The 22,317-nt window shown below is 64.2% G+C and carries 21 protein-coding genes; 7 read left to right on the top strand and 14 right to left on the bottom strand.

The window, feature by feature from the left end:
* Positions 1–2 precede the first annotated feature (2 nt).
* The 10 genes from rplE to ACODS0_RS09450 all read right to left on the bottom strand — a co-directional run bounded on the left by rplE (position 3) and on the right by ACODS0_RS09450 (position 9,287).
* Entirely contained in the window at positions 3–542 is a 540-nt protein-coding gene (rplE, locus tag ACODS0_RS09495) for a 50S ribosomal protein L5 (RefSeq protein ID WP_055395671.1), read from the bottom strand.
* 9 nt (positions 543–551) lie between these two features.
* Positions 552–872, bottom strand: coding sequence for a 50S ribosomal protein L24 (gene rplX, locus ACODS0_RS09490; RefSeq protein WP_055395669.1), 321 nt, complete (start codon positions 870–872; stop codon positions 552–554).
* A 9-nt stretch (positions 873–881) separates the two neighbouring features.
* Positions 882–1,250, bottom strand: coding sequence for a 50S ribosomal protein L14 (rplN, locus tag ACODS0_RS09485; protein ID WP_007861702.1), 369 nt, complete (start codon positions 1,248–1,250; stop codon positions 882–884).
* 195 nt (positions 1,251–1,445) lie between these two features.
* A complete protein-coding gene (locus ACODS0_RS09480) occupies positions 1,446–3,038 on the bottom strand; it encodes a glycerol-3-phosphate dehydrogenase/oxidase (protein WP_431151001.1) in 1,593 nt (530 codons plus the stop codon).
* A 191-nt stretch (positions 3,039–3,229) separates the two neighbouring features.
* A complete protein-coding gene (locus ACODS0_RS09475; RefSeq protein ID WP_055395667.1) occupies positions 3,230–4,963 on the bottom strand; it encodes an ABC transporter substrate-binding protein in 1,734 nt (577 codons plus the stop codon).
* Between the two features lie 135 nt (positions 4,964–5,098).
* Positions 5,099–5,407 (bottom strand): DUF2160 domain-containing protein, encoded by a 309-nt coding sequence (locus ACODS0_RS09470; protein WP_055395664.1) that lies wholly within the window; start codon positions 5,405–5,407, stop codon positions 5,099–5,101.
* Between the two features lie 12 nt (positions 5,408–5,419).
* On the bottom strand, positions 5,420–6,232 hold the full coding sequence (locus ACODS0_RS09465) for a carbohydrate ABC transporter permease (protein WP_055395662.1): 813 nt from the start codon (positions 6,230–6,232) through the stop codon (positions 5,420–5,422).
* Positions 6,225–7,121: a carbohydrate ABC transporter permease gene (locus ACODS0_RS09460; protein ID WP_100408926.1), complete on the bottom strand. Its 897-nt coding sequence runs from the start codon at positions 7,119–7,121 to the stop codon at positions 6,225–6,227. Before ACODS0_RS09460 ends, ACODS0_RS09465 begins: the two co-directional genes overlap by 8 nt.
* Positions 7,118–8,194, bottom strand: coding sequence for an ABC transporter ATP-binding protein (locus ACODS0_RS09455; RefSeq protein WP_488834520.1), 1,077 nt, complete (start codon positions 8,192–8,194; stop codon positions 7,118–7,120). Before ACODS0_RS09455 ends, ACODS0_RS09460 begins: the two co-directional genes overlap by 4 nt.
* 1 nt (position 8,195) lies before the next feature.
* The gene (locus tag ACODS0_RS09450; RefSeq protein ID WP_218301478.1) at positions 8,196–9,287 is read right to left on the bottom strand and encodes an ABC transporter ATP-binding protein; all 1,092 of its coding nucleotides are present in this window, start codon (positions 9,285–9,287) and stop codon (positions 8,196–8,198) included.
* A gap of 191 nt (positions 9,288–9,478) precedes the next feature.
* On the opposite strand from ACODS0_RS09450, the gene ACODS0_RS09445 reads away from it, so the two are divergent.
* The 3 genes from ACODS0_RS09445 to proC all read left to right on the top strand — a co-directional run bounded on the left by ACODS0_RS09445 (position 9,479) and on the right by proC (position 12,790).
* The gene (locus ACODS0_RS09445) at positions 9,479–10,243 is read left to right on the top strand and encodes a DeoR/GlpR family DNA-binding transcription regulator (protein ID WP_055395745.1); all 765 of its coding nucleotides are present in this window, start codon (positions 9,479–9,481) and stop codon (positions 10,241–10,243) included.
* 16 nt (positions 10,244–10,259) lie between these two features.
* The gene (gene glpK, locus ACODS0_RS09440; protein ID WP_488834517.1) at positions 10,260–11,753 is read left to right on the top strand and encodes a glycerol kinase GlpK; all 1,494 of its coding nucleotides are present in this window, start codon (positions 10,260–10,262) and stop codon (positions 11,751–11,753) included.
* A gap of 191 nt (positions 11,754–11,944) precedes the next feature.
* Positions 11,945–12,790, top strand: coding sequence for a pyrroline-5-carboxylate reductase (gene proC, locus ACODS0_RS09435; protein ID WP_488834515.1), 846 nt, complete (start codon positions 11,945–11,947; stop codon positions 12,788–12,790).
* Between the two features lie 58 nt (positions 12,791–12,848).
* On the opposite strand, the gene ubiA is transcribed toward proC, so the two are convergent.
* Positions 12,849–13,742 (bottom strand): 4-hydroxybenzoate octaprenyltransferase, encoded by an 894-nt coding sequence (gene ubiA / locus ACODS0_RS09430; RefSeq protein ID WP_488834513.1) that lies wholly within the window; start codon positions 13,740–13,742, stop codon positions 12,849–12,851.
* 195 nt (positions 13,743–13,937) lie between these two features.
* Between ubiA and ACODS0_RS09425 the strand changes: the two genes are divergently transcribed.
* From ACODS0_RS09425 to ACODS0_RS09410, 4 genes are read left to right on the top strand one after another with little or no spacing between them, the layout of a single operon-like run.
* On the top strand, positions 13,938–17,381 hold the full coding sequence (locus ACODS0_RS09425) for a response regulator (protein WP_488834511.1): 3,444 nt from the start codon (positions 13,938–13,940) through the stop codon (positions 17,379–17,381).
* An 8-nt stretch (positions 17,382–17,389) separates the two neighbouring features.
* Positions 17,390–18,226 (top strand): CheR family methyltransferase, encoded by an 837-nt coding sequence (locus ACODS0_RS09420; protein ID WP_121421397.1) that lies wholly within the window; start codon positions 17,390–17,392, stop codon positions 18,224–18,226.
* Positions 18,223–18,846, top strand: a complete 624-nt coding sequence (locus ACODS0_RS09415; protein WP_488834509.1) for a chemotaxis protein CheB — start codon at positions 18,223–18,225, stop codon at positions 18,844–18,846. Before ACODS0_RS09420 ends, ACODS0_RS09415 begins: the two co-directional genes overlap by 4 nt.
* 52 nt (positions 18,847–18,898) lie before the next feature.
* Positions 18,899–20,023, top strand: coding sequence for a hybrid sensor histidine kinase/response regulator (locus ACODS0_RS09410; protein ID WP_431151012.1), 1,125 nt, complete (start codon positions 18,899–18,901; stop codon positions 20,021–20,023).
* A gap of 97 nt (positions 20,024–20,120) precedes the next feature.
* Here ACODS0_RS09410 and ACODS0_RS09405 read toward each other — a convergent pair whose 3' ends face one another.
* The 3 genes from ACODS0_RS09405 to ACODS0_RS09395 all read right to left on the bottom strand — a co-directional run bounded on the left by ACODS0_RS09405 (position 20,121) and on the right by ACODS0_RS09395 (position 22,305).
* A complete protein-coding gene (locus tag ACODS0_RS09405; RefSeq protein WP_056065339.1) occupies positions 20,121–20,489 on the bottom strand; it encodes a response regulator in 369 nt (122 codons plus the stop codon).
* A 170-nt stretch (positions 20,490–20,659) separates the two neighbouring features.
* Complete coding sequence (locus ACODS0_RS09400; RefSeq protein ID WP_055395640.1) at positions 20,660–21,160, bottom strand: Dps family protein; 501 nt, start codon at positions 21,158–21,160, stop codon at positions 20,660–20,662.
* 179 nt (positions 21,161–21,339) lie between these two features.
* Complete coding sequence (locus ACODS0_RS09395) at positions 21,340–22,305, bottom strand: LysR substrate-binding domain-containing protein (protein WP_121421399.1); 966 nt, start codon at positions 22,303–22,305, stop codon at positions 21,340–21,342.
* Positions 22,306–22,317 lie beyond the last annotated feature (12 nt).

Genomic DNA, 22,317 nt, shown 5'->3' with positions numbered 1-22,317 from the left:
CCTCAGTTCTTGAACGGGAAACGGAAACCAGCGAGAAGCGCCTTGGCTTCTTCGTCGGACTTGGCCGTCGTGGTGATGCTGATATTGAGGCCGCGCAAGGCATCGACCTTGTCGTACTCAATCTCAGGGAAGATGATCTGTTCTTTGACGCCGATGTTGTAGTTGCCACGACCGTCGAACGCGCGACCAGAGATACCACGGAAGTCACGAACGCGAGGCAGAGCCACGGTCACGAAACGGTCCAGGAACTCATACATCTGCACGCCACGCAGCGTGACCATGCAACCAATGGCTTGGCCTTCGCGGATCTTGAAACCAGCGATAGCTTTCTTGGCCTTGGTCACCACAGGCTTTTGACCAGCAATCTTGGTCAGGTCAGCCACAGCGTTGTCCATCACCTTCTTGTCCGAGACTGCCTCGCTCACGCCCATGTTCAGCGTGATCTTGGTCAGACGGGGAACCTGCATCGGCGAGGTGTAGCCGAACTGTTTGGCCAGTTCGGGAGCGATCTTGTCGCGGTAAATTTCTTGGAGTCGTGCCATGTTTACCCCTTAGGCCGCCTTGATTTCAGCACCGCTGGACTTGAACACGCGAATGCGCGAACCGTCAGCCTGCACCTTGATGCCCACGCGATCAGCCTTGCCCGTAGCGGCATTGAAGATGGCCACGTTGGACTGATGAATTGGCATGGACTTTTCAACGATGCCGCCCGTCGTACCCTTCATGGGGTTTGGCTTGGCGTGCTTCTTGACCAGGTTGATGCCATCGATGACCACGTAGGAGTCATCCTTGCGCAGCGACACCGTGCCGCGCTTGCCCTTGTCACGGCCGGTCAGCACGATGACTTCGTCGCCCTTGCGAATCTTGTTCATGGCGCGTCCTTAGAGAACTTCAGGAGCCAGAGACACGATCTTCATGAACTTCTCGGTACGCAGTTCACGCGTCACGGGTCCAAAGATACGGGTGCCGATAGGCTCCAACTTTGCATTCAGCAACACTGCGGCGTTGCCATCGAATTTGACGAGCGAACCATCGCCGCGACGAATACCCTTCGCCGTGCGAACCACCACTGCACTGTAAACCTCGCCTTTTTTGACGCGGCCACGTGGAGCGGCTTCTTTGATGCTCACCTTGATGATGTCGCCAACGCTTGCATAGCGACGCTTCGAGCCACCCAGCACCTTGATGCAAAGGACGGACTTGGCGCCGGTATTGTCGGCAACCTCTAACCGAGATTCTGTCTGGATCATTTCAATATTCCCAACTTGCACCAGAAGACAACAGCCCCAGAGAACTTCTCAAGGGCTGCAAATCAGCCAGTCAGTCTTGGGCCCGTCGTCCGCACCGCAAACCATTTGCAGCACTTCCCGCTGGGCAGAAACTTCACGTAGGAAACGCGAAGCCCTCGATTATTGCAAAAGACTTTTACGAAGTCAAGCGCCCCATCAGGCCGGAACCTGCAAATACTGTTGCGCCAGCTCCAAAAAGGCATCCAGGTGGGGGTCGGCACCCAGCTCCGCACGCAGGATGTCAGCGACCGCTGGGGCTAGCTCGATGGCCTTGCGGGCATCGAGGAACAATAACCGGGAGCGGCGGGCCAACACATCCTCTACCGTGCAGGCGTATTCGTAGCGGGCGGCAAAGCGCACCATGGCTTCTGTCAGCCCCCCACCAAGATCGGTGTGCGCACCGGCAATGTCCCGGACAACCGCCGCCTCGCTCCCGTAGGAGTGCAGCCCCTGGGCATCACTGATGCGATGTTGAACAGCCCCTTCAGGGGTTCCCACCAAGGGCAAACGATTGGTCACACCCGACGGTTTTTCCGGCAGCAGGCCCGTGGTGAAGCATTTTTGCAACACATCTTCGGCCATGGCGCGGTAGGTGGTCCATTTGCCTCCCGTCACGGTGATCAGGCCACTGCGACTGGCGAGCACCGTGTGCTCGCGGCTGATTTTCTTGGTGTTGTCACCATCGTCGTCCTGAGGCTTCACCAGCGGGCGCAGGCCCACCCAGATACTCCGGATGTCTTCCACCTTGGGCGCACGGGTGAGGTAGCGCGCCGATTCGTCCAGGATGAACCGGACCTCTTCCCGGAAAGGCTGCGGCTCACGCACGATGTCCTGGCGCGGACTGTCGGTGGTCCCGAGAATGAGCTTTCCCAGCCACGGCACGGCAAAAAGGACCCGGCCATCGGCCGTCTTGGGAACCATCAGGGCATGGTCGGACGGAAGAAACTCCCGATCCACCACGATATGCACCCCCTGGCTGGGCGCCACAATGGGCTTGACGGGGCGGCCTATGGCCTCTCCGTCCATCTGGCGCAGGGCATCCACCCATACGCCGGTGGCATTCACAACCGTACGCGCGCGCACGGTGAACTGCTGGCCACTGTCTGCGTCTTCACACACAAAGCCTGCAACCTTGCCAGCTTCGTGAATCAACGACCGCGCAGGGCAGTAGTTGACCACCAGGGCGCCCAGGCTGGCGGCCGTGCGCGCCAAGGCCAAAGCCAGACGGGCGTCATCAAACTGTCCGTCCCAGTACTTAACGCCACCCTTGAGGCCTTCGGGGCGGGCCGTGGGCAGACACTCCAATGTGCGTGCGCGCCCCATGAATTCGGTGGCGCCCAAGCCCGCTTTCCCTGCCAAAGCGTCGTACATCTTGAGGCCGATACCGTAAAACGGCGTCTCCCAAAAGTGGTATGACGGCATCACAAACGGCAGGGGTTGCGCCAAGTGGGGCGCGTTGTGAAGCAAGGTGGTGCGCTCATGCAACGCCTCGCGCACCAGTGCGATGTTGCCTTGCGCCAGGTAACGAACACCGCCGTGTACCAATTTGGTCGCCCGGGACGAGGTTCCCTTGGCGAAGTCATGCGAGTCCACCAAGACCACGCTGAACCCTCGGGCCGCCGCATCCAGCGCCACCCCCAGGCCTGTAGCCCCACCGCCAATCACCGCCAGGTCATAGTGGTGAGGCTGGGCCAAACGCGCCAAGAGGTCGGCACGCCGTGTGGGAAGGGGAGCGGAGGCAGTAGTCATGGGGTGATTGTCCATGGGCGAAACAAAAAATAAGGGTTTACCCTTGAATTTTTGTCACTTCGGGGGAAGATCCGGCCCCAGGCCTCCAAAGGCACTGGGGACGGTCTTGAATGAAAAGGCAGCCAGAGACCTTGTGAGCCACGGCTGCCTGAAGCATCGTCACAGTAAGCAGGACGGCGGGTTAGACAGGCTTACCGCGCCTTGCCATCCTTCCAGGCCTGCAACAAGGTGCCGTACGCAATCGTCTGGCCCTTTGGCTTCTCATTGGCCAACTTGGCCCACGGCGCTTGCTTGTCGCTCAGCCACTTGGCGGTGTCGCTCTTGGGGTTGAGCTTGGGAGCGCAATGGGCCATCCCAGCGCGTTCCAGACGGGCCATCACTTGGTCCATCTCGTCGGCCAGCGTGTCCATGGCGCCTTGGGGCGTCTTTTCACCCGTCACGGCCTGGGCTACGTTCTTCCACCAGAGCTGGGCCAGCTTGGGGTAGTCGGGCACATTGGTGCCAGTGGGCGACCACGCCACACGGGCAGGGCTGCGGTAGAACTCCACCAGACCACCCAGCTTGGGCGCCATGTCGGTCATGGCCTTGGACTGGATGTCGGATTCGCGGATCGGGGTCAGTCCGACCATGGTCTTCTTCAGCGACGTGGTCTTGGCCGTCACGAACTGTGCGTAGAGCCAGGCGGCAGCCGTCTTGTTGGCGTCGTGGTCCTTGAAGAAGGTCCAGCTGCCCACGTCCTGGTAGCCGTTTTGCATGCCTTGCTTCCAGTACGGGCCGTTCGGGCCGGGCGCCATGCGCCACTTGGGCGTGCCGTCGGCATTCACCACGGGCAGACCGGGCTTGGTCATGTCGGCCGTGAAGGCGGTGTACCAGAAGATCTGCTGCGCGATCTGGCCCTGGGCGGGCACGGGGCCGGCCTCGCCAAAGGTCATGCCCGTGGCTTCCTTGGGCGCGTATTTCTTCATCCAGTCCACGTACTTGGTGAGGGCGTAGACGGCTGCGGGCGAGTTGGTCGCACCGCCACGGGCCACGCTGGCGCCCACGGGCGTGCACTTGTCGTCGGCCACGCGGATGCCCCATTCGTCGATCGGCAGGCCATTGGGCGCACCGATGTCGGCCGTACCCGCCATGGACAGCCAGGCATCGGTGAAGCGCCAGCCCAGCGACGGGTCCTTCTTGCCGTAGTCCATGTGACCATAGATCGGCTTGCCATCGATCTGCTTCACATCGTTGGTGAAGAACTCGGCGATGTCTTCGTAAGCCGACCAGTTCAGCGGAACGCCCAGGTCATAGCCGTACTTGGCCTTGAACTTGTCCTTGATGTCCTTGCGGTCGAACAAATCGGCACGGAACCAGTACAGGTTGGCAAACTGCTGGTCAGGCAGCTGGTACATCTTTCCATCGGGGCCGGTCGTGAACTTTGTACCGATGTAGTCCTTGAGGTCGATGCCGGGGTTGGTCCATTCCTTGCCCGCAGCGCCCATGTAGTCGGTCAGGTTCAGGATCTTGCCGTAGCGGTAGTGCGTGCCGATCAGGTCCGAGTCCGAGATCCAGCCGTCATAGATGGACTTGCCCGACTGCATGGAGGTCTGCAGCTTCTCGACCACGTCGCCTTCCTGGATCAGGTCGTGCTTGACCTTGATGCCGGTGATTTCCTCGAACGCCTTGGCCAGCGTCTTGGATTCGTATTCGTGCGTGGTGATGGTTTCGGACACCACCGAAATTTCCTTCACGCCCTTGGCCTGGAGTTTTTTGGCTGCGTCGATGAACCACTTCATCTCGGCCATCTGCTGGTCTTTATTCAGCGTGGATGGCTGGAATTCGCTGTCGATCCACTTCTTGGCCTCGGCCTCGCCGGCCCAGGCAGCCTGCCCCATCGCCAGAGCCGCGGCGGCGAAAGCGATCGCCTTGAACTGCATCTTCATTGCTGTCTCCTCTCAGATTGAGACCCCCATTGGTAGACCGGCACCAACCCGGGGGGGAACCAGGCCAGGCCTTCGACACTACAAAAACAATAGCTACAAATGCTTACCCATCAAGCGCAAACGGCCATTTTTTCCTTAACCCTTGCGCATGATCAGCGCCAGCAGCGCCATCGACACCACAAAGCTGATCCAGATCGACGGGTCGCCCTGCAGGCTGAACCACTGGGCCAGCTTGCCGCTGATGCCCACAAAGATCAGGTTCACGTAGGCGGCCGACAGCAGCCCGATAAAAAGCCGGTCGCCGCGCGTGGTCTCCAGGGGCAGGAAACCCTTGCGCATGGTTGTGGGCGACTTGAGCTCCCACACCGTCATGCCCACCAGCATCAGCACGATGCACGTAAAGAACACTGCCACCGGCAGCGTCCAGGCCATCCAGTCAAACATGTCGCTGCCTCCTCAAACCCGGCCCATCGCGAAACCCTTCGCGATGTAGTGCCGCACAAACCAGATCACGATGGCACCCGGCACGATGGTCAGCACCCCCGCCGCCGCCAGCGTCGCCCAGTCCATGCCCGAGGCACTCACGGTGCGCGTCATGGTGGCCACGATGGGCTTGGCGTTCACGCTGGTCAGCGTGCGGGCCAGCAGCAGCTCCACCCAGCTGAACATGAAGCAGAAGAACGCCGCCACGCCTACACCAGCCTTGATCAGCGGCAGGAAGATGGTCATGAAAAAGCGCGGGAAGCTGTAGCCATCGATGTAGGCCGTCTCGTCAATCTCGCGCGGGATGCCACTCATGAAGCCTTCCAGAATCCACACCGCCAGCGGCACGTTGAACAACAGGTGGGCCAGCGCCACGGCAATGTGCGTGTCCATCAGCCCCACGGTGGTGTAGAGCTGGAAGAACGGCAGCAAGAACACGGCCGGGGGTGTCATGCGGTTGGTCAGCAGCCAGAAGAACACATGCTTGTCGCCCATGAACTGGTAGCGGCTGAACGCATAGGCTGCGGGCAGCGCCACGGTGAGCGAAATCACCGTGTTGATCGCCACATAGATCAGGCTGTTGATGTAGCCCGAGTACCAGGACGCATCGGTGAAGATGGTCTTGTAGTTGGCCCAGGTGAAGTTCTGCGGGAAGAACGAGAAGCTCGACAGGATCTCCTCGTTCGTCTTGAAGCTCATGTTGACCATCCAGTAGATGGGCAACAGCGCGAACAGCAGGTACGCAATCAGGAACAGCGTGCGCTTCTGGAAACGTTTTTCATTCATGGCCGGCTCCTTCGTCGCTGACGGTGCCCACGCGCTGCATCCAGTTGTAGAGGATGAAACACAGCAGCAGGATGATGAAGAAATAGATCAGCGAGAAGGCGGCCGCAGGGCCCAGGTCGAACTGGCCGACCGCCTTGGTCGTGAGGTACTGGCTGAGGAACGTGGTCGCATTGCCCGGCCCGCCCCCCGTGAGCACGAAGGGCTCGGTGTAGATCATGAAACTGTCCATGAAGCGCAGCAGCACCGCAATCATCAGCACGCCGCGCATCTTGGGCAGCTGGATGTAGCGGAACACCGCGAACTTGCTCGCACCGTCGATGCGGGCTGCCTGGTAATACGCGTCGGGGATGGAACGCAACCCGGCAAAGGCCAGCAGCGCGACCAGCGGCGTCCAGTGCCACACATCCATCAGCAGCACCGTGAGCCACGCCTGCGTGGCGTTGCCGGTGTAGCTGTATTCAATGCCCATCTCCTGCAACATCCGGCCCATCAGGCCAATATCGGCACGGCCATAGATCTGCCAGATGGTGCCCACCACGTTCCAGGGAATCAACAGCGACAGCGCCACCACCACCAGCACGGCGGACGACTTCCAGCCCTGCGCGGGCATGGACAGCGCCAGCAGGATGCCCAGCGGAATCTCCACCGCCAACACAGCCAGCGAGAAGGTGATCTGCCGCCACAAGGCCGCGTGCAGCTCCTCATCGCGCATCACGGCGGCAAACCATTCGGTGCCCACAAACACGCGGCGCTCGGGCGAGATGATGTCCTGCACCGAGTAGTTCACCACCGTCATCAATGGAAGAATGGCCGAGAAGGCCACGCAGATGATGACCGGCAGGATCAGGAACCAGGCCTTCTGGTTCACGGGCTTGGTCGTCGTGCTCATGCCAAAAGCTCCTCATTCTGGTAGTAGCAGGTGTGCTCACCCAGCACCTGCAGCCACACCGTGTCGCCCGCCGAGGGCAGTCGCGTCTCGGGGCTGAAGCGGGCCTTGAGCGTGTGCTCGCCCACCTTCGCGGTCAACATCAGGTAGGTGCCGATGTCCTGCACTTGCGCCACCGTGCAGGCAATGGCGCCGGGTTGCTCTGCTGATGCCAGCGCCAAGTATTCGGGCCGAATACCCACCTGCACCGTGCCCGTCGGCAAAGCACGTCCCACAGGGGCGTGCAGGCGGTGGCCGACGATGCTGAGCTGGCCTGCGTCCACCTGCGCGGGCAAAAAGTTCATGCCTGGGGAGCCAATGAAATGCCCCACAAACACATGCTGGGGCCGCTCGAACAGCGCATCGGCCGAGCCCACCTGCACAGCGCGGCCACGCGTCATGACCACCACCTGGTCCGCAAAGGTCAATGCCTCGACCTGGTCGTGCGTCACGTAGATCAGTGTGAGCTTGAGCTCGTGGTGGATCTGCTTGAGCTTGCGCCGCAGTTGCCACTTGAGGTGCGGGTCGATCACCGTGAGCGGCTCGTCGAACAGCACCGCCGCCACATCGGCGCGCACCAGGCCACGGCCCAGTGAAATCTTCTGTTTCTGGTCTGCTGACAGCCCTGCGGCTCGCAGGTTCAGCTGATGACTCATCTCCAGCATCTCGGCAATCACGCCCACGCGCTGCTTGATCTGCGACTCGGGCACCTTGCGGTTCTTCAGCGGAAACGCCAGGTTCTCGGCCACCGTCATGGTGTCGTAGATCACCGGAAACTGGAACACCTGCGCAATGTTGCGCTCCTGCGGGCTGGCGCGGGTCACGTCGCGGCCATCAAACAGCACCTTGCCATGCGAGGGCACGAGCAGGCCCGACATGATGTTGAGCATGGTGGTCTTGCCGCAGCCCGAGGGGCCCAGCAACGCATAGGCACCGCCATCCTCGAACTCCATCTTCAGGGGCAGCAGCGCGTAGTCGCTGTCCTGCTGCGGGTTCGGCTTGTACGAATGCGCCAAATCCAGACTGATGCGGGCCATCTCAACGCCCTCCTTGTACAGCGTTCGGGCGCGCGGGCGCCCATGCCAGTCGGCCGTCAGCACCAAACACATAGGCCTGGGCCGGGTCCAGGTGCAGCGTGATGGGCGTGCCCAGTTCAAAGTAATGCACCCCGGTCAACTGCGCCACCAGGTCGCCCCAGGGCGTGGCCGCGTGCACAAAGGTGTCCGAGCCCGAAATTTCGGCCAGCTCGACCACTCCGCCCACGCTGATGTCGCCCGGGCGAGCCACCACGCGCAGCGCACTGGCGCGCACACCCACCGTGAGCCCTGCCGCCGTGGCCACACCTTGGGACAGGGGCACGGCCAGTTCTGCGCCGCCCTCCAAGCGCACACCCCCTGGGACCGCCGATGCGGCAATGAGATTCATGGGCGGGTCGCTGAAGGCACGCGCCACACGCAGCGAGTTGGGCGCATGGAACACCTCGGCCGTGGGGCCGTACTGCAGCAACTGACCTTCGTCGAGTACAGCGGTGTAGCCGCCGAGCAGCAGGGCTTCGCCCGGCTCGGTGGTGGCATACACCACGGTGGACTGGCCTGCAGCAAACAGCTGGGTCAGTTCTTCGCGCAACTCTTCACGCAGCTTGTAGTCCAGGTTCACCAGCGGTTCGTCCAGCAGCATCAGCGGCGCACCCTTGGCCAAGGCGCGGGCCAGCGCCACGCGCTGCTGCTGCCCACCCGACAGCTCGGCCGGGTAGCGGTCGAGAAACATGTCGATGTGCAGGCGGCTCGCAATTTCGCGCACGCGGGCGTCGATGTTCTTTTCGCCGCGCAGCTTCAGGGGCGACGCAATATTGGCCGCCACCTTCATGGAGGGATAGTTGATGAACTGCTGGTACACCATGGCCACGTTGCGGTCGCGCACTGGCATGCCGGTCACGTCCACGCCATCCACCATCACGCGCCCGGCCGTGGGCGTATCGAGCCCCGCCATGATGCGCATCAGGCTGGTCTTGCCCGCCTGCGTGGCGCCCAGCAGCACCGTGACGGCGCCGCTGTGCAGCGCCAGGCTCATGTCGTGGAGCCAAGTCTGCGGCCCTACCTTCTTGCTGATGCTGTCCAGTGCCAGCTGCATCACGCAACCTTTCTAATGGCCCCCTGGGGGCTGTGTGGATCTGGCTTTCTGCTGCGCACGCAGCAAAGTGCCTCGTTTTCGATTGCGTTCATTTTTGTTCTTTTTTGATCGTATCGAATCAAGGTTTACCCTTAATGAGTTCCTTTTTGTTCGATTTAAAGTATCTCCACCCCATAAGCCGATTGATTCGCGTGAATACGAACCCCCGACAACTGCTGCTTCTCGAAGAAGTCCGCGCGCGCAAATCCGCCACGGTGGAACAACTGGCAGACACCCTGGGCGTGACCCTGCAGACCGTGCGACGTGACGTGCAGCGCCTGGCCGAGTCCGGCCTGCTCACGCGCTTTCATGGTGGCGTGCGCGTGCCCAGCTCCACGGTGGAAAACCTGGCCCACACCCAGCGCGAGACACTGCACGCCGAAGGAAAGGCCCGCATCGCGCGCGCTGTGGCCGAACAAGTGCCCAACGACTGCTCGCTGATCCTGAACATCGGCACCACCACCGAGGCCATCGCCAAAGCCCTGCTGCACCACCGCGGCCTGCGCGTGATCACCAACAACCTGAACGTGGCCGCCATCCTGAGCGGCAACCCCGAGTGCGAGGTCATCGTGGCCGGCGGCGTGGTGCGCGCCCGCGACCGGGGCATCGTCGGCGAAGCGGCGGTGGACTTCATCCGCCAGTTCAAGGTGGACATTGCGCTCATCGGCATCTCGGGCATCGAGCCCGATGGCTCCCTGCGCGACTTCGACTACCGCGAAGTGAAGGTGGCGCAAACCATCATCGAACACGCACGCGAGGTCTGGCTGGCGGCCGACTTCAGCAAGTTCAACCGCCCAGCCATGGTGCAACTGGCCACACTGGCGCAAATCGACCGCCTGTTCACCGACGCGCCGCCGCCGGAGCCGTTTCCGGCGTTGCTGCAAGACGCCGAAGTCGTTTGCACTGTGGCCGCTTGATCACCTGACATTCACCATGACCTACCTGCTCGCACTCGACCAAGGCACCTCCAGCTCCCGCAGCATCGTTTTCGACGAAGGCGGCCACATCGTGGCGCAAGCCCAGCTGGAGCTGCCGCAGATCTACCCCCAGCCCGGCTGGGTGGAGCACGACCCGCTGGAGATCTGGCGCACCCAGCTCGCCACCGCACGCGATGCTCTGGCCAAGGCGGGCATTGCCGCGAGCGCCGTGCGCGCCGTGGGCATCACCAACCAGCGCGAAACCACGGTGCTATGGAACCGCCAAACCGGCCAGCCCGTGCACCACGCCATCGTGTGGCAAGACCGGCGTGCCGAGCCCGCCTGCGCCCAGTTGCGCGAGCAAGGCCATGCCGCCACCATCCAGGCCAAGACGGGCCTGCTGGTGGATGCCTACTTCTCCGGCACCAAGCTGCAGTGGCTGCTGGACCATGTGCCCGGCGCCCGTGAAGCCGCAGAGCGCGGTGAGCTGGCCTTTGGCACGGTGGACAGCTGGCTGATGTGGAAGCTGACCCACGGGAAGGTGCATGTGACGGATGTAAGCAACGCCTCGCGCACCATGCTGTTCAATGTGCACACCAACCAGTGGGACGAAGAGCTGCTGGCGCTGCTGCGCATTCCCAAGGCGCTGATGCCCGAGGTGCTGCCGTCCAGCGCCCACTTTGGCGACATCGCGGCCGACCTGCTGGGCCACAGCATCCGCATCGGCGGCGTGGCGGGCGACCAGCAAAGCGCGCTGTTCGGCCAGGCCTGCTTCACCGCCGGCATGGCCAAGAACACCTACGGCACGGGCTGCTTCATGCTCATGCACACAGGCGGCACGTTCCAGACATCGCAAAACGGCCTGCTCACCACCAGTGCCGCACAGGCCACGGTGCAGCCGGAGTTCGCCATGGAAGGCAGCGTTTTTGTGGGTGGCGCCGTGGTGCAGTGGCTGCGCGACGGACTGCGGGCCATCTCCACCAGCAACGAAGTCGAATCGCTGGCGCAGAGCGTGCCGGATTCGGGCGGCGTGATGATGGTGCCCGCCTTCACCGGCCTGGGCGCTCCGTACTGGAAACCCGACTCGCGCGGCACCATCACCGGCCTCACACGCGGCACCACGCTGGGCCACATCGCCCGCGCGGCGCTGGAAAGCATCGCCTACCAGAGCGCCGCCCTGCTGCTGGCCATGAGCCGCGACGCCGTGGCTGCCGGCGGCGCGCCCGTGAGCGAACTGCGCGTGGACGGCGGCGCCTGCATCAACGACCTGCTGATGCAGTTCCAGGCCGACCTGCTGGGCATTCCGGTGGTACGGCCTGCCGTCATCGAGACCACGGCGCTCGGGGCCGCGTACCTGGCCGGGCTGTCGAGCGGCGTTTACCGCAGCACGGATGAACTCTCGCAACTCTGGCGCGCCGACCGGCGCTTTGTGCCCACGCTCAGCAGCGCCCGCGCGCAGGAGCTGATGGCGAACTGGGAACACGCCGTTCGCCAAACAGTAGCTGAGTAGCTCCCCCTGAGGCGCTGCGCGCCTTCCCCCTCTCTGCTTCGCTTTGCTCGCGGAGGGAGACGCTCCCAGCGCGGCGAGGCGGCCCTTGCGCGGGAGCACTGGCTTTGGCCACGCCGGTTGCACGAGTCTTCGAGCAACTCATAGGTCTAGCGGCGCTACCATCGGCTCTCCCTTTCCAGCCTGCCCGCAAAATGACCTCCCCCGCTCCAGCCACAGCAAACTCCTCCCTCCCCACCATCGCCTTCATCGGCGGCGGCAACATGGCCAGCGCCATCATCGGCGGGCTGATCCGCCAGGGCCACCCGGCCGGCCAGATCGAGGTGGTCGAACCCTGGGCCGATGCGCGCGCTGCGCTGCAAAAGAACTACGGGATCGAAGCCCAGCCTGAAGCGGGCCCTGCCCTGCAGCGCGCCCGCATCGTGGTGTGGGCCGTCAAGCCCCAGACCTTCCAAGATGCCGCTGCGCAGGCAAAAGCCCACACGCAACAGGCCTTGCACCTGAGCGTGGCCGCCGGCATCCGTTCGGACAGCATCGCCCAGTGGCTGGGCACCGAGCGCGTGGTGCGCACCATGCCCAACACCCCCGCGCTGGTGGGCAAGGGCATGAGCGCGCTGTATGCCCGCCCCGCCGTGGACGCCGCCGAGCGTGCGCAGGTCGAGGCCATCATGGCGTCTACGGGCGAGTTCCTGTGGGTCGATACGGAGAAGCAGCTCGACGCCGTGACCGCCCTCTCGGGCTCGGGCCCAGCGTATGTGTTCTATTTCCTCGAAGCCATGACCCGTGCGGGCACCGGCATGGGCCTTACCGAGCAGCAGGCGCACCAGCTGGCCGTGGGCACCTTTGTGGGCGCGTCCGAACTGGCACGCCGCTCCGACGAGCCCCCGGCCGTGCTGCGCCAGCGCGTCACGTCCAAGGGCGGCACCACCTACGCTGCGCTGCAGTCCATGGAAGCAGCAGGCGTGGCCGCCAGCTTTGAGGCGGCCATGCGTGCCGCCGAGCACCGCGCCCACGAACTGGGCAATGAATTCGGCGCGTGAGCCTGAATTTCTAAGATTTTTTGGCTTCCAGCGCTTATCCATCAAACGCCAGCAGCTATCAATTTGTGAGTAATTGCCGCACTAGGTAGCTGCCCGCAATGCCCGCAAACACCGTGGCGCCCAGCCAGTGGTTGATGCGGAAGGCCTTGAAGCAGCCCTCGCGGGTGCGGGTGCGGATCAGAGTGAAATGCCACACGGCCTGGGCCAGCGCCGCAGCAATCGCTACATTAAAGATAGCACCCAGTGCATAAGGGGAAAGCGCTACCGCCCAAATACCGATAAAGAGCAGGTAGAACAGCACAATGCCCACCACATCAAAGCGCCCCAGCGTGATGGCCGAGGTCTTGATGCCGATCTTGAGGTCGTCATCCCGATCCACCATGGCGTATTCGGTGTCGTAGGCCAGCACCCAGAACATATTGCCCAGCCACATCCACCACGCCACCGCAGGCACGCTGCCCTGCACGGCGGCAAAGGCGATGACGATGCCGAAGTTGAACGCAATACCCAGCACCGCCTGGGGCATGGAGATGATGCGTTTGGTGAACGGGTAGGCAATGGCTACCAGCACAGCGGGCACCGACCAGGCGATGGCGGCCTTGTTGGTGGTGAGCACCAGGCCAAACGACACCAGCGCCAGCACCGCGCCCAGGCTCAGCGCCTCTTTCACCGACACCGCACCGGTCGTGACGGGCCGCTGCGCCGTGCGTTTGACGTGTTTGTCAAAGTCGCGGTCGGCCACGTCGTTCACGCAGCAGCCCGCACTGCGCATGAGGAAGGTGCCCAGCACAAACACCACCAGCAGGTGCCAGCCCGGAAAGCCGTCGGCTGCAATCCACAGCGCGCTCAGCGTCGGCCACAGGCACACCAGCCAGCCGGCGGGGCGGTCCCAGCGGATCAGGTCGAGATAGAGCGAAAAACGGCTGCGGGGGGAAACAGGGGACGACGACATGATGGGACCATTACAAGAACAGGCTCAGCCGCAAGACGCTGCGGCGGGTGGCGGGCCACGGGCGCACAGAATGTAGCAGCAGCGCCGCGACCGGGACACGCATCACGAGGCCAGGTAACCGCCCCAGCGCGCGCAAAAAACCCGTTAAAGTCTCCGCTCGTTCCCCCAACGCACCGCCCTCTGGGGCACCAACGCATGCCCCATACATCGACCTCCCAGGCCGCCACGCGTTTTGCTGTCCCCCGCGGAATGCTGGTGGGATTTGTGATTGCTGCCCTCGCCACGGTGCTGATCGCGCTGGTGAACTTCCGCACCGCCCAGGTGCGCTCGCACGCTGTGGAAGCCATGGACGAGACCACGGTAACCATGCGCCACCTCAACCTGTTCGTGTCTTCGCTGAAAGACGCCGAGACCGGGCAACGCGGCTATCTGCTGACGGGGGACGACACCTATCTGCAGCCCTACAACCTGTCCCTGGGCGCCATGGAGCGCAACGTGGCGCGCCTCAAGGAGCTGACGGACGACAGCGCCGTGCAGCGCCGCCTGGTGCTGCAGATCGATGACCTGCGCCACGAAAAACTGCGCGAGCTGGGCGAGACCATTGAACTGCGCCGCTCCAAAGGCCAGGAGGCCGCCGTGGCCGTGACCCGCAGTGATGCCGGCCGGGTGCTGATGGACCGCATCCGCGACCTGGCGTCGGACCTGTCCACGCTGCTGAACCAGCAGCTGGAAAGCGACCGCAAGCAGTGGGTAGAGGCGGCCTCGATGTCCACCTACTACTCCTGGGGCGGCTCGTTCGTGCTGCTGGTGCTCATCTGCCTGTCGGCCGCCGCCAATGCGCGGGAGTACCGCCTCAAGGCCCAGCAGTCCTGGGTGGCGGCCGGCCTCAACGGGCTGAGCCAGCGCATCCAGGGCGACCACCGGCTGGAAGACCTGGGCCAGCTCACGCTCGAATACCTGGCGCAATACCTGCGCGCGGCCGTGGGGGCAGGCTATGTGGCCGACTGCAACGGCGCGCTCACCCTGTTTGGTGGCTACGCCCTGCCGCGCGAGCGGCTGGAGCAGCGCCTGCTGTCCGGCGAGGGCCTGGTGGGCCAGGTCGCGCGTTCGCGCCAGATGCTGCATGTGCGCGATGTGCCCGCCGGGCACCTGATGGTGTCGTCCAGCACGGGCCAGTCCGCACCGACCGAACTGCTGCTGGCGCCTGCCATCGAGAACGGCGAAGTGTTTGCCGTGATCGAGCTGGGCTTTCATCGCACGGTGACCGAGCCCGAGCGCACCCTGATGGAACGCGCCTCGGGCATTCTGGCGGTGGCGATCCGCGCTGGAATTGACCGCAACCGCCTGGAGGCCTTGCTGGAAGAAACCCAGCGCCAGTCCGAAGAGCTGCAGACCCAGCAAGAAGAGCTGCGTGTGAGCAACGAGGAGCTGGAGCAGCAAAGCCGCATCCTGCAAGAGTCGCAGGCCCAGATGGAGGTGCAGCAGACCGAGCTGGAGCAGACCAACGCCCACCTGGAGGCGCAGACCCAGCAGCTGGAATACCAACGCGAACAACTGCTGCGCGCCCAAAGCGCCATGACGGACAAGGCCCGCGAACTGGAGCTGGCCAGCCAGTACAAGAGCGAGTTCCTGGCCAACATGAGCCACGAGCTGCGCACACCGCTCAACTCCACCCTGATCCTGGCCAAGCTGCTGTCCGACAACAAGCCGGGCAACCTGAGCGCCGAGCAGGTGAAGTACGCGCAGACCATCTACGCGGCGGGCAACGACCTGCTGGCACTCATCAACGACATCCTCGACCTGTCCAAGATCGAGGCTGGCCAGGCCACCGTGTCGGTGGAAACGGTGACGCTGTCCAAGGCACTGCAAACCCTCATCGACCCGCTGCGCCCGCTGGCGCAAGAGAAGGGCCTGACGCTCACGGCCACCGTCGCGCCCGACGCACCCGCCACGCTGGACACCGACCCGCAGCGCCTGGGGCAGGTGCTCAAGAACTTGCTGTCCAACGCGCTCAAGTTCACCGAGAAAGGCTCGGTGGCGCTGCATGTGTCGCGCAACCCGGACGACACGCTGTCGTTTGCCGTCAAGGACACCGGCATCGGCATTCCGGCGCACCAGCAGGAGCTGATTTTCGAAGCCTTCCGCCAGGCCGATGGCAGCACCCACCGCAAGTACGGCGGCACAGGCCTGGGCCTGTCGATCTCGCGCGATCTGGCGCAGCTGCTGGGTGGGTCCATCCACGTGCACAGCACGCCGGGCGAGGGCAGCGTCTTCACCCTGGTCCTGCCCCAGAAGCTGGTGCCTTCGTCGCCTGAAGCTGCGCCGGCAACGCCGCTGGCGGCGCCTGCTCCAGCCCACACGGCGGCACCGGTCGTCGCACCGGTTCCTTCGGCCCCCGCGTTGCCACCCGTGGCGGCCCCCACCGCACCCGTAGCCCAGCGCCGCGCGAGCGCGCGCAGCATTCTGGTGATTGAGGACGACGTGCGCTTTGCGCAGATCCTGAGCGATCTGGCTGGTGAGATGGACTTTGACTGCCACCTTGCCCACAACGCGGCAGACGGTCTGGCCTATGCGGTACACAGCCTGCCCAGAGCCATCGTGCTGGACGTGAACCTGCCCGACTTCTCGGGCCTGGGCGTGCTCGACCAGCTCAAGCGCAACCCGGCCACGCGCCACATTCCGGTGCACGTGGTCTCGGTGGCCGACTACTCGCAAGAGGCCTTGGGCCGGGGCGCCGTGGGCTACGCCCTCAAGCCCGTCAAGCGCGACGAACTGGTGCATGCCCTGCAGCGGCTGGAAGCCAAGTTCACCCAGAACCTGCGGCGCGTGCTGGTGGTGGAAGACGACGAACGCCAGCGCGAGAGCGTGCGCCACCTGCTGACCAACGACGACGTGGAGATCGTGGGCGCGGGCACGGCAGCCGAGGCGCTGGCGCACCTGCGCGGCTCCACCTTCGACTGCATGGTGATGGACCTGAACCTGCCCGACCTGAGCGGCTACGAATTGCTGCAGCAGATGACGGAGCAGGATGGCGTCTCCTTCCCGCCCGTCATCGTGTACACAGGCCGCGCCCTGTCGCGCGACGAGGAGCAGCAGCTGCGCCGGTTCTCCAAATCCATCATCATCAAGGACGCCCGCTCCCCCGAGCGGCTGCTCGACGAGGTCACGCTGTTCCTGCACCAGGTGGAGTCGGAGCTGTCGGCAGAGCACCGCCAGATGCTGCAGGTGGCCCGCAACCGCGAGACTGCCCTGGAAGGCCGCAACGTGCTGGTGGTGGAAGACGATGTACGCAACGTGTTTGCGCTCTCCAGCATCCTGGAGCCCACCGGCATCCGCGTGGAGATCGCGCGCAACGGCCTGGAGGCCCTGCAGGCGCTGGAACGCGCCGGCAGCGGCGGCCACCCTGCGATTGACCTGGTGCTGATGGACATCATGATGCCGGAGATGGACGGCTACACCGCCATGCGCGAGATCCGCAACCGCCCCGAGTGGCGCCGCCTGCCCATCATCGCGTTGACCGCCAAGGCCATGAAGGACGATCAGGAAAAATGCCTGGCCGCCGGGGCCAATGACTACATCGCCAAACCGCTGGACGTGGAGAAGCTGCTGTCCCTGGTGCGGGTGTGGATGCCCAAGTAGGCCCCGCCATGCCCCATCGCAAGGCCCGCACCGCCGACATCGAGCAGCGCCTGCTGATCGATGCCATCTACCACCGCTACCACTACGACTTCCGGGGCTACGCACAGGCGTCGCTCAAGCGGCGGCTGGCGTCGGCGTTGGTGCAGTTTGACTGCAAGACGCTGTCGCAGCTGCAGGACCGTGTACTGCACGAGCCCGCCGTGTTCCCTGCGCTGCTCGAATACCTCACCGTGCAGGTGAGCGACATGTTCCGCGACCCCAGCTACTTCCAGGCGCTGCGCCAGGAGGTGGTGCCGCTGCTGCGCACCTACCCGTCGCTCAAGGTCTGGGTGGCCGGGTGCAGCGCGGGAGAAGAGGTTTATTCGCTGGCCGTCCTGCTGCAGGAAGAAGGCCTGCTGGACCGCACGCTGATCTACGCCACCGACATCAACCCGCACGCGTTGCGCGCGGCAGAGTCTGGAGTGTTCGACGTGTCGCGGGTGGCGGCTTTTACCGAGAACCATGCGCGATCCGGCGCCCGCAGTTCGTTGTCGGACTACTACGCTGCCGGCTATGGCCGCGTGGTGTTCGACAAGGGCTTGCGCGAGCACATGGTGTTCTCTGACCACAGCCTGGCCACCGACAGCGTGTTTGCCGAGGTTCATCTGGTGTCCTGCCGCAATGTGCTCATCTACTTCGAGCGCGACCTGCAAGACCGCGCCCTGGGGCTGTTCCGCGAGTCGCTGTGCCATCGGGGGTTTCTGGGTCTGGGGTCCAAGGAGTCTCTGCGGTTTTCAGCGCACACCGATGCCTTCGAGGACTTTGTGAAGGAAGACCGCATTTACCGCAAAAAGGCCGGGCTGTGAGCACCACCGACCTCGCGCCCAGACCAGCACCTTCCGGGGGCCACGCAGCCATCGTGGTGGGCGGTTCCTCGGGCGGTATCGACGCCTTGCTGGAACTGCTGCCCGCGCTGCCCGCCACGCTGCAGGCGGCTGTGCTAGTGGTGCTGCACCTGCCCCGGGACCGGCGCAGCCTGCTGGTAGATATTTTTCAGCCCCGCTGCGCAATGCCGATGCGCGAGGCTCAGGACAAGGATGCCATCACTCTGGGCTCGGTGAGCTTTGCGCCACCGGACTACCACCTACTGGTCGATGCTGGGCCCCAAGGCCCGCATGTGGGGCTGTCGGTAGACCCTCCCCTGCATTTTTCCCGCCCCTCCATCGACGTGCTGTTCGAATCGGCGGCAGACCACTACGGCCCCCGGCTGGTGGGCGTCCTGCTGTCGGGCGCCAATGAAGACGGTGTGCACGGCCTGCAAGCCATTCAGGCGGGGGGCGGCCTCACCATCGTGCAAGACCCCGCCAGCGCCAGCATGCCCACCATGCCGCAGGCGGCCATCGCGGCCTTGGCGGTTGACCACATCCTGCCCCCTGAAGGCATTGCCAGGCTGCTGGTGGACCTGCACCGCCGCCAGCAGCTTTGATACGGGCATATGCGTCCTTCCTTGAGAACCCCATCCACCCTCCCCACCGCCCATGCCCCAGACCGACCGCACCAAATGCCTGCTCGTTGACGATGTCGAGGAAAACCTGATCGCCCTGGAGGCGCTGCTGCAACGCGACGGGCTGGACATCCTCAAGGCCCAGTCGGGCCCCGAGGCCCTGGAACTGCTGCTGGCGCATGACGACGTGGCCCTGGCCTTGCTGGACGTGCAAATGCCCGAGATGAACGGCTTCGAGCTGGCGGAACTGATCCGGGGCAGCGAGCGCACCCGGCACATTCCGCTCATCTTCATGACGGCGGGCTCACGCGAGCAGAACTGGCAGTTCCGGGGGTACGAGAGCGGGGCGGTGGACTTTCTCTACAAGCCCATCGACCCGCACATGCTCACCAACAAGGCGAGCGTGTTCTTTGAACTGCACCGGCGCAAGCAGGCGCTGGCGCACGAGCTGCGCGCACGCACCGAGGCCTTGCGCATCAACGAAATGTTCATGGCCGTGCTGAGCCACGACCTGCGCACACCGCTGCAGTCCATCGTCGCGGCGGCCACCGTGCTCAAGCGCCAGCCGCCCCCCGACAAGGCGTTGCTGATGGCCGACCGGGTGCTGGGCGCCAGCCAGCGCATGGGCCACATGATCGAAGACCTGCTGGACGTGACCCGCATTCGCCAGGCGGGCGGGCTGGCGCTGCAGCTGGGCTCCACCCACATGCAGGCGCTGGTGCAGCGCACGCTGGATGAGGTGGCCACCAGCCACCCGGAACGCTATATCGGGTCCACCCTGCAAGGCGACCTGGCCGGCACCTGGGATGCCGAACGCCTGTGTCAGGTGATCACCAACCTGGTTGGCAACGCCCTGCACCACGGCAGAGTCGACCACCCTGTGCAGATTGCAGTGGACGGTACCAGCCCTGAGGAGGTGAGCATCACGGTGTCCAACGGCGGCACCATTCCCTCTGCGCTGCTGCCGCATTTGTTCGACCCGTTCCGGGGTGGAGAGCGTGAGCCCGGCCGCCACCAAGGGCTGGGGCTGGGGCTCTTCATTGCGCACCAGATCGTGCGGGCCCACCATGGAACCATCGAGGCCCAGTCACGGGACGATGTCACGACCTTTCGGGTGAGACTGCCGCGCCACTCGCCAGTACGCAGCCCCCGCAATTGACTGCGCGCAGCCCAGCACAACAGCGCAGGTCACCACGACCAGGCGGGTGGCGTGATGAAGTAAAGGATGAACAGCGAGCGATCGGCGCTAGCAAGCCTCAGCCGGCGGCCGAAGCCAGCGCTGTATGGATGGACTCGAGCAAATGCTCCAGCTCTTCCAGCTCAAAAGGTTTGAGCAATGCGCGCACGTTGGGCCCCCAACTGCGCGGGTGGCTTCCCAGCTCGTAGCCGGAGCACAGCACCACCCACCGCTGCGGATCATCCGCCAGCAGCTGGCGGGCCAGTTCCGTGCCCGAAAGGCCGGGCAGGCTGACATCGGTCACCACCACATCAAAGACGTCCCCAGCATCCAGAGCCAGCGCCTCCTCGGCAGTGGCGCAGGGCGTGACCGTCCGGCCTTCACCTTCCATAAGCATGCCGATGGTCTCGCGCAGCTCCGGGTTGTCTTCAACGTACAGGATTCGCATACATCAGAGGGGATTGATACGCCATGCCGCCCTGCGAAGAAGGGAGCATGACCAAAACCCGCATCATGCGCAGGCGATGGAACTGCGCCATGTAGGACAAGGCGCTCTTCTTCGCTGTGCTGCACTGTTCTGCGCCCCTCGGGTAATGCGCGTGGAAGCTGCGAACCCTTTTACTCTTCGAGCAGCGAGCGCAGCATCCACGCCGTCTGCTCGTGCACCGTGAGGCGCTGCGTCAGCAGGTCGGCCGTGGGCTCGTCGCTGGCCTTGTCGGCCAGGGGGAACAGGCTGCGCGCGGTGCGGGCCACGGCCTCATGGCCTTCGACCAGCACGCGCACCATCTCCAGTGCCTTGGGCGGCTTGGCGGGCGCATCGGGCACCGTGGCCAGCTTGCCGAATTCGGCATAGGAGCCCGGCGCCACATGGCCCAGCGAGCGGATGCGCTCGGCAATCGGGTCCACGGCATTCCACAGCTCGGTGTACTGCGCCATGAACATGGTGTGCAGCGTGTTGAACATGGGGCCCGTCACGTTCCAGTGGAAGTTGTGGGTGGTGAGGTACAGCGTGTAGGTGTCGGCCAGCAGGCGCGACAGGCCCTGGGCGATGGCAGCGCGGTCCTTGTCGCTGATGCCGATGTTGATGGTGGGGGCGGTGGTCTTGGAGGCCTTGGCCATGTCATTGCTCCTGAAGTGAAGATGGATTCGACAGCAGATGCCCGCCGACCCGTCGGACCTGGAGGCATCGCACCAAAAACACTGTAGCGCAAGGCCATGACCAGCGAGCCTGACCTGCGTCAGAGCCACACCACGGCAGCAGGACATCGCCCGCCAGCGCGGCGCAGGCCAGGCCGGCCTTATGACAGCCGCTTGACCCCCGGCAGCTCGCAGGCATACACCGCGTTGCGCAATGACGCAATGGCTTCATACCGGGTAAAGCTGCGCCGCCATGCCAGCACCACGCGGCGCATGGGTGGCGGGCCGCCGTCCTCTTCGCGGATGGGCAGGTAGCGGATATAGCTTTCGTCGCTCTTACGGCGGCGTGACACGGTGAGCAGCGCATCGCGCGGCACCGAAAGGCGCGGCACCAGCGTCACGCCCATGCCTGCGGCCACCATGTGCTTGATGGTTTCGAGCGAAGAGCCTTCAAACGACTTGCGGATGCCCTCGGCATTGCTCGCAAAGCGCGCAAATTCGGGGCAGACCTCCAGCACATGGTCGCGAAAACAATGGCCCGCACCCAGCAGCAGCATGGTCTCGCTCTTGAGTTCGGCCGCCGTCACAGACTTCTTCGCCGCCAGCGGGTGCGTGCTGGGCACGGCCGCCATGAAGGGCTCGTCATACAGCGGCGCCATGGCCAGGCCCGTGTCGGGGAAAGGTTCGGCCAGGATGGCGCAGTCGATCTCGCCGGTGCGCAGCATCTCCAGCAGCTTGACGGTGAAGTTCTCCTGCAGCATCAGCGGCATCTGCGGCGTGCGCGTGATGGACTGGCGCACCAGCTCGGGCAACAGATAGGGCCCGATGGTGTAGATGACCCCCAGGGTGAGCGGCCCCGCCAGCGGGTCCTTGCCGCGCTTGGCAATCTCCTTGATGGCCGCCGCCTGCTCCAGCACGCTCTGCGCCTGGCGCACGATCTCTTCGCCCAGCGGCGTCACCGAAACCTCACCCGCGCTGCGCTCGAAGAGCTTCACATCCAGCTCTTCTTCCAGCTTCTTGATGGCCACCGACAGTGTGGGCTGCGACACGTAGCAGGCATCGGCCGCATGACCGAAGTGCTTCTCCCGCGCTACGGCAACGATGTACTTGAGTTCGGTGAGGGTCATGGTGTGTTCCAG

The organism is Acidovorax sp. FG60, assembly GCF_057808995.1.
The sequence above is the reverse complement of the archived record's forward strand: the minus strand, read 5'-3'. Positions and strand labels throughout refer to the sequence as shown.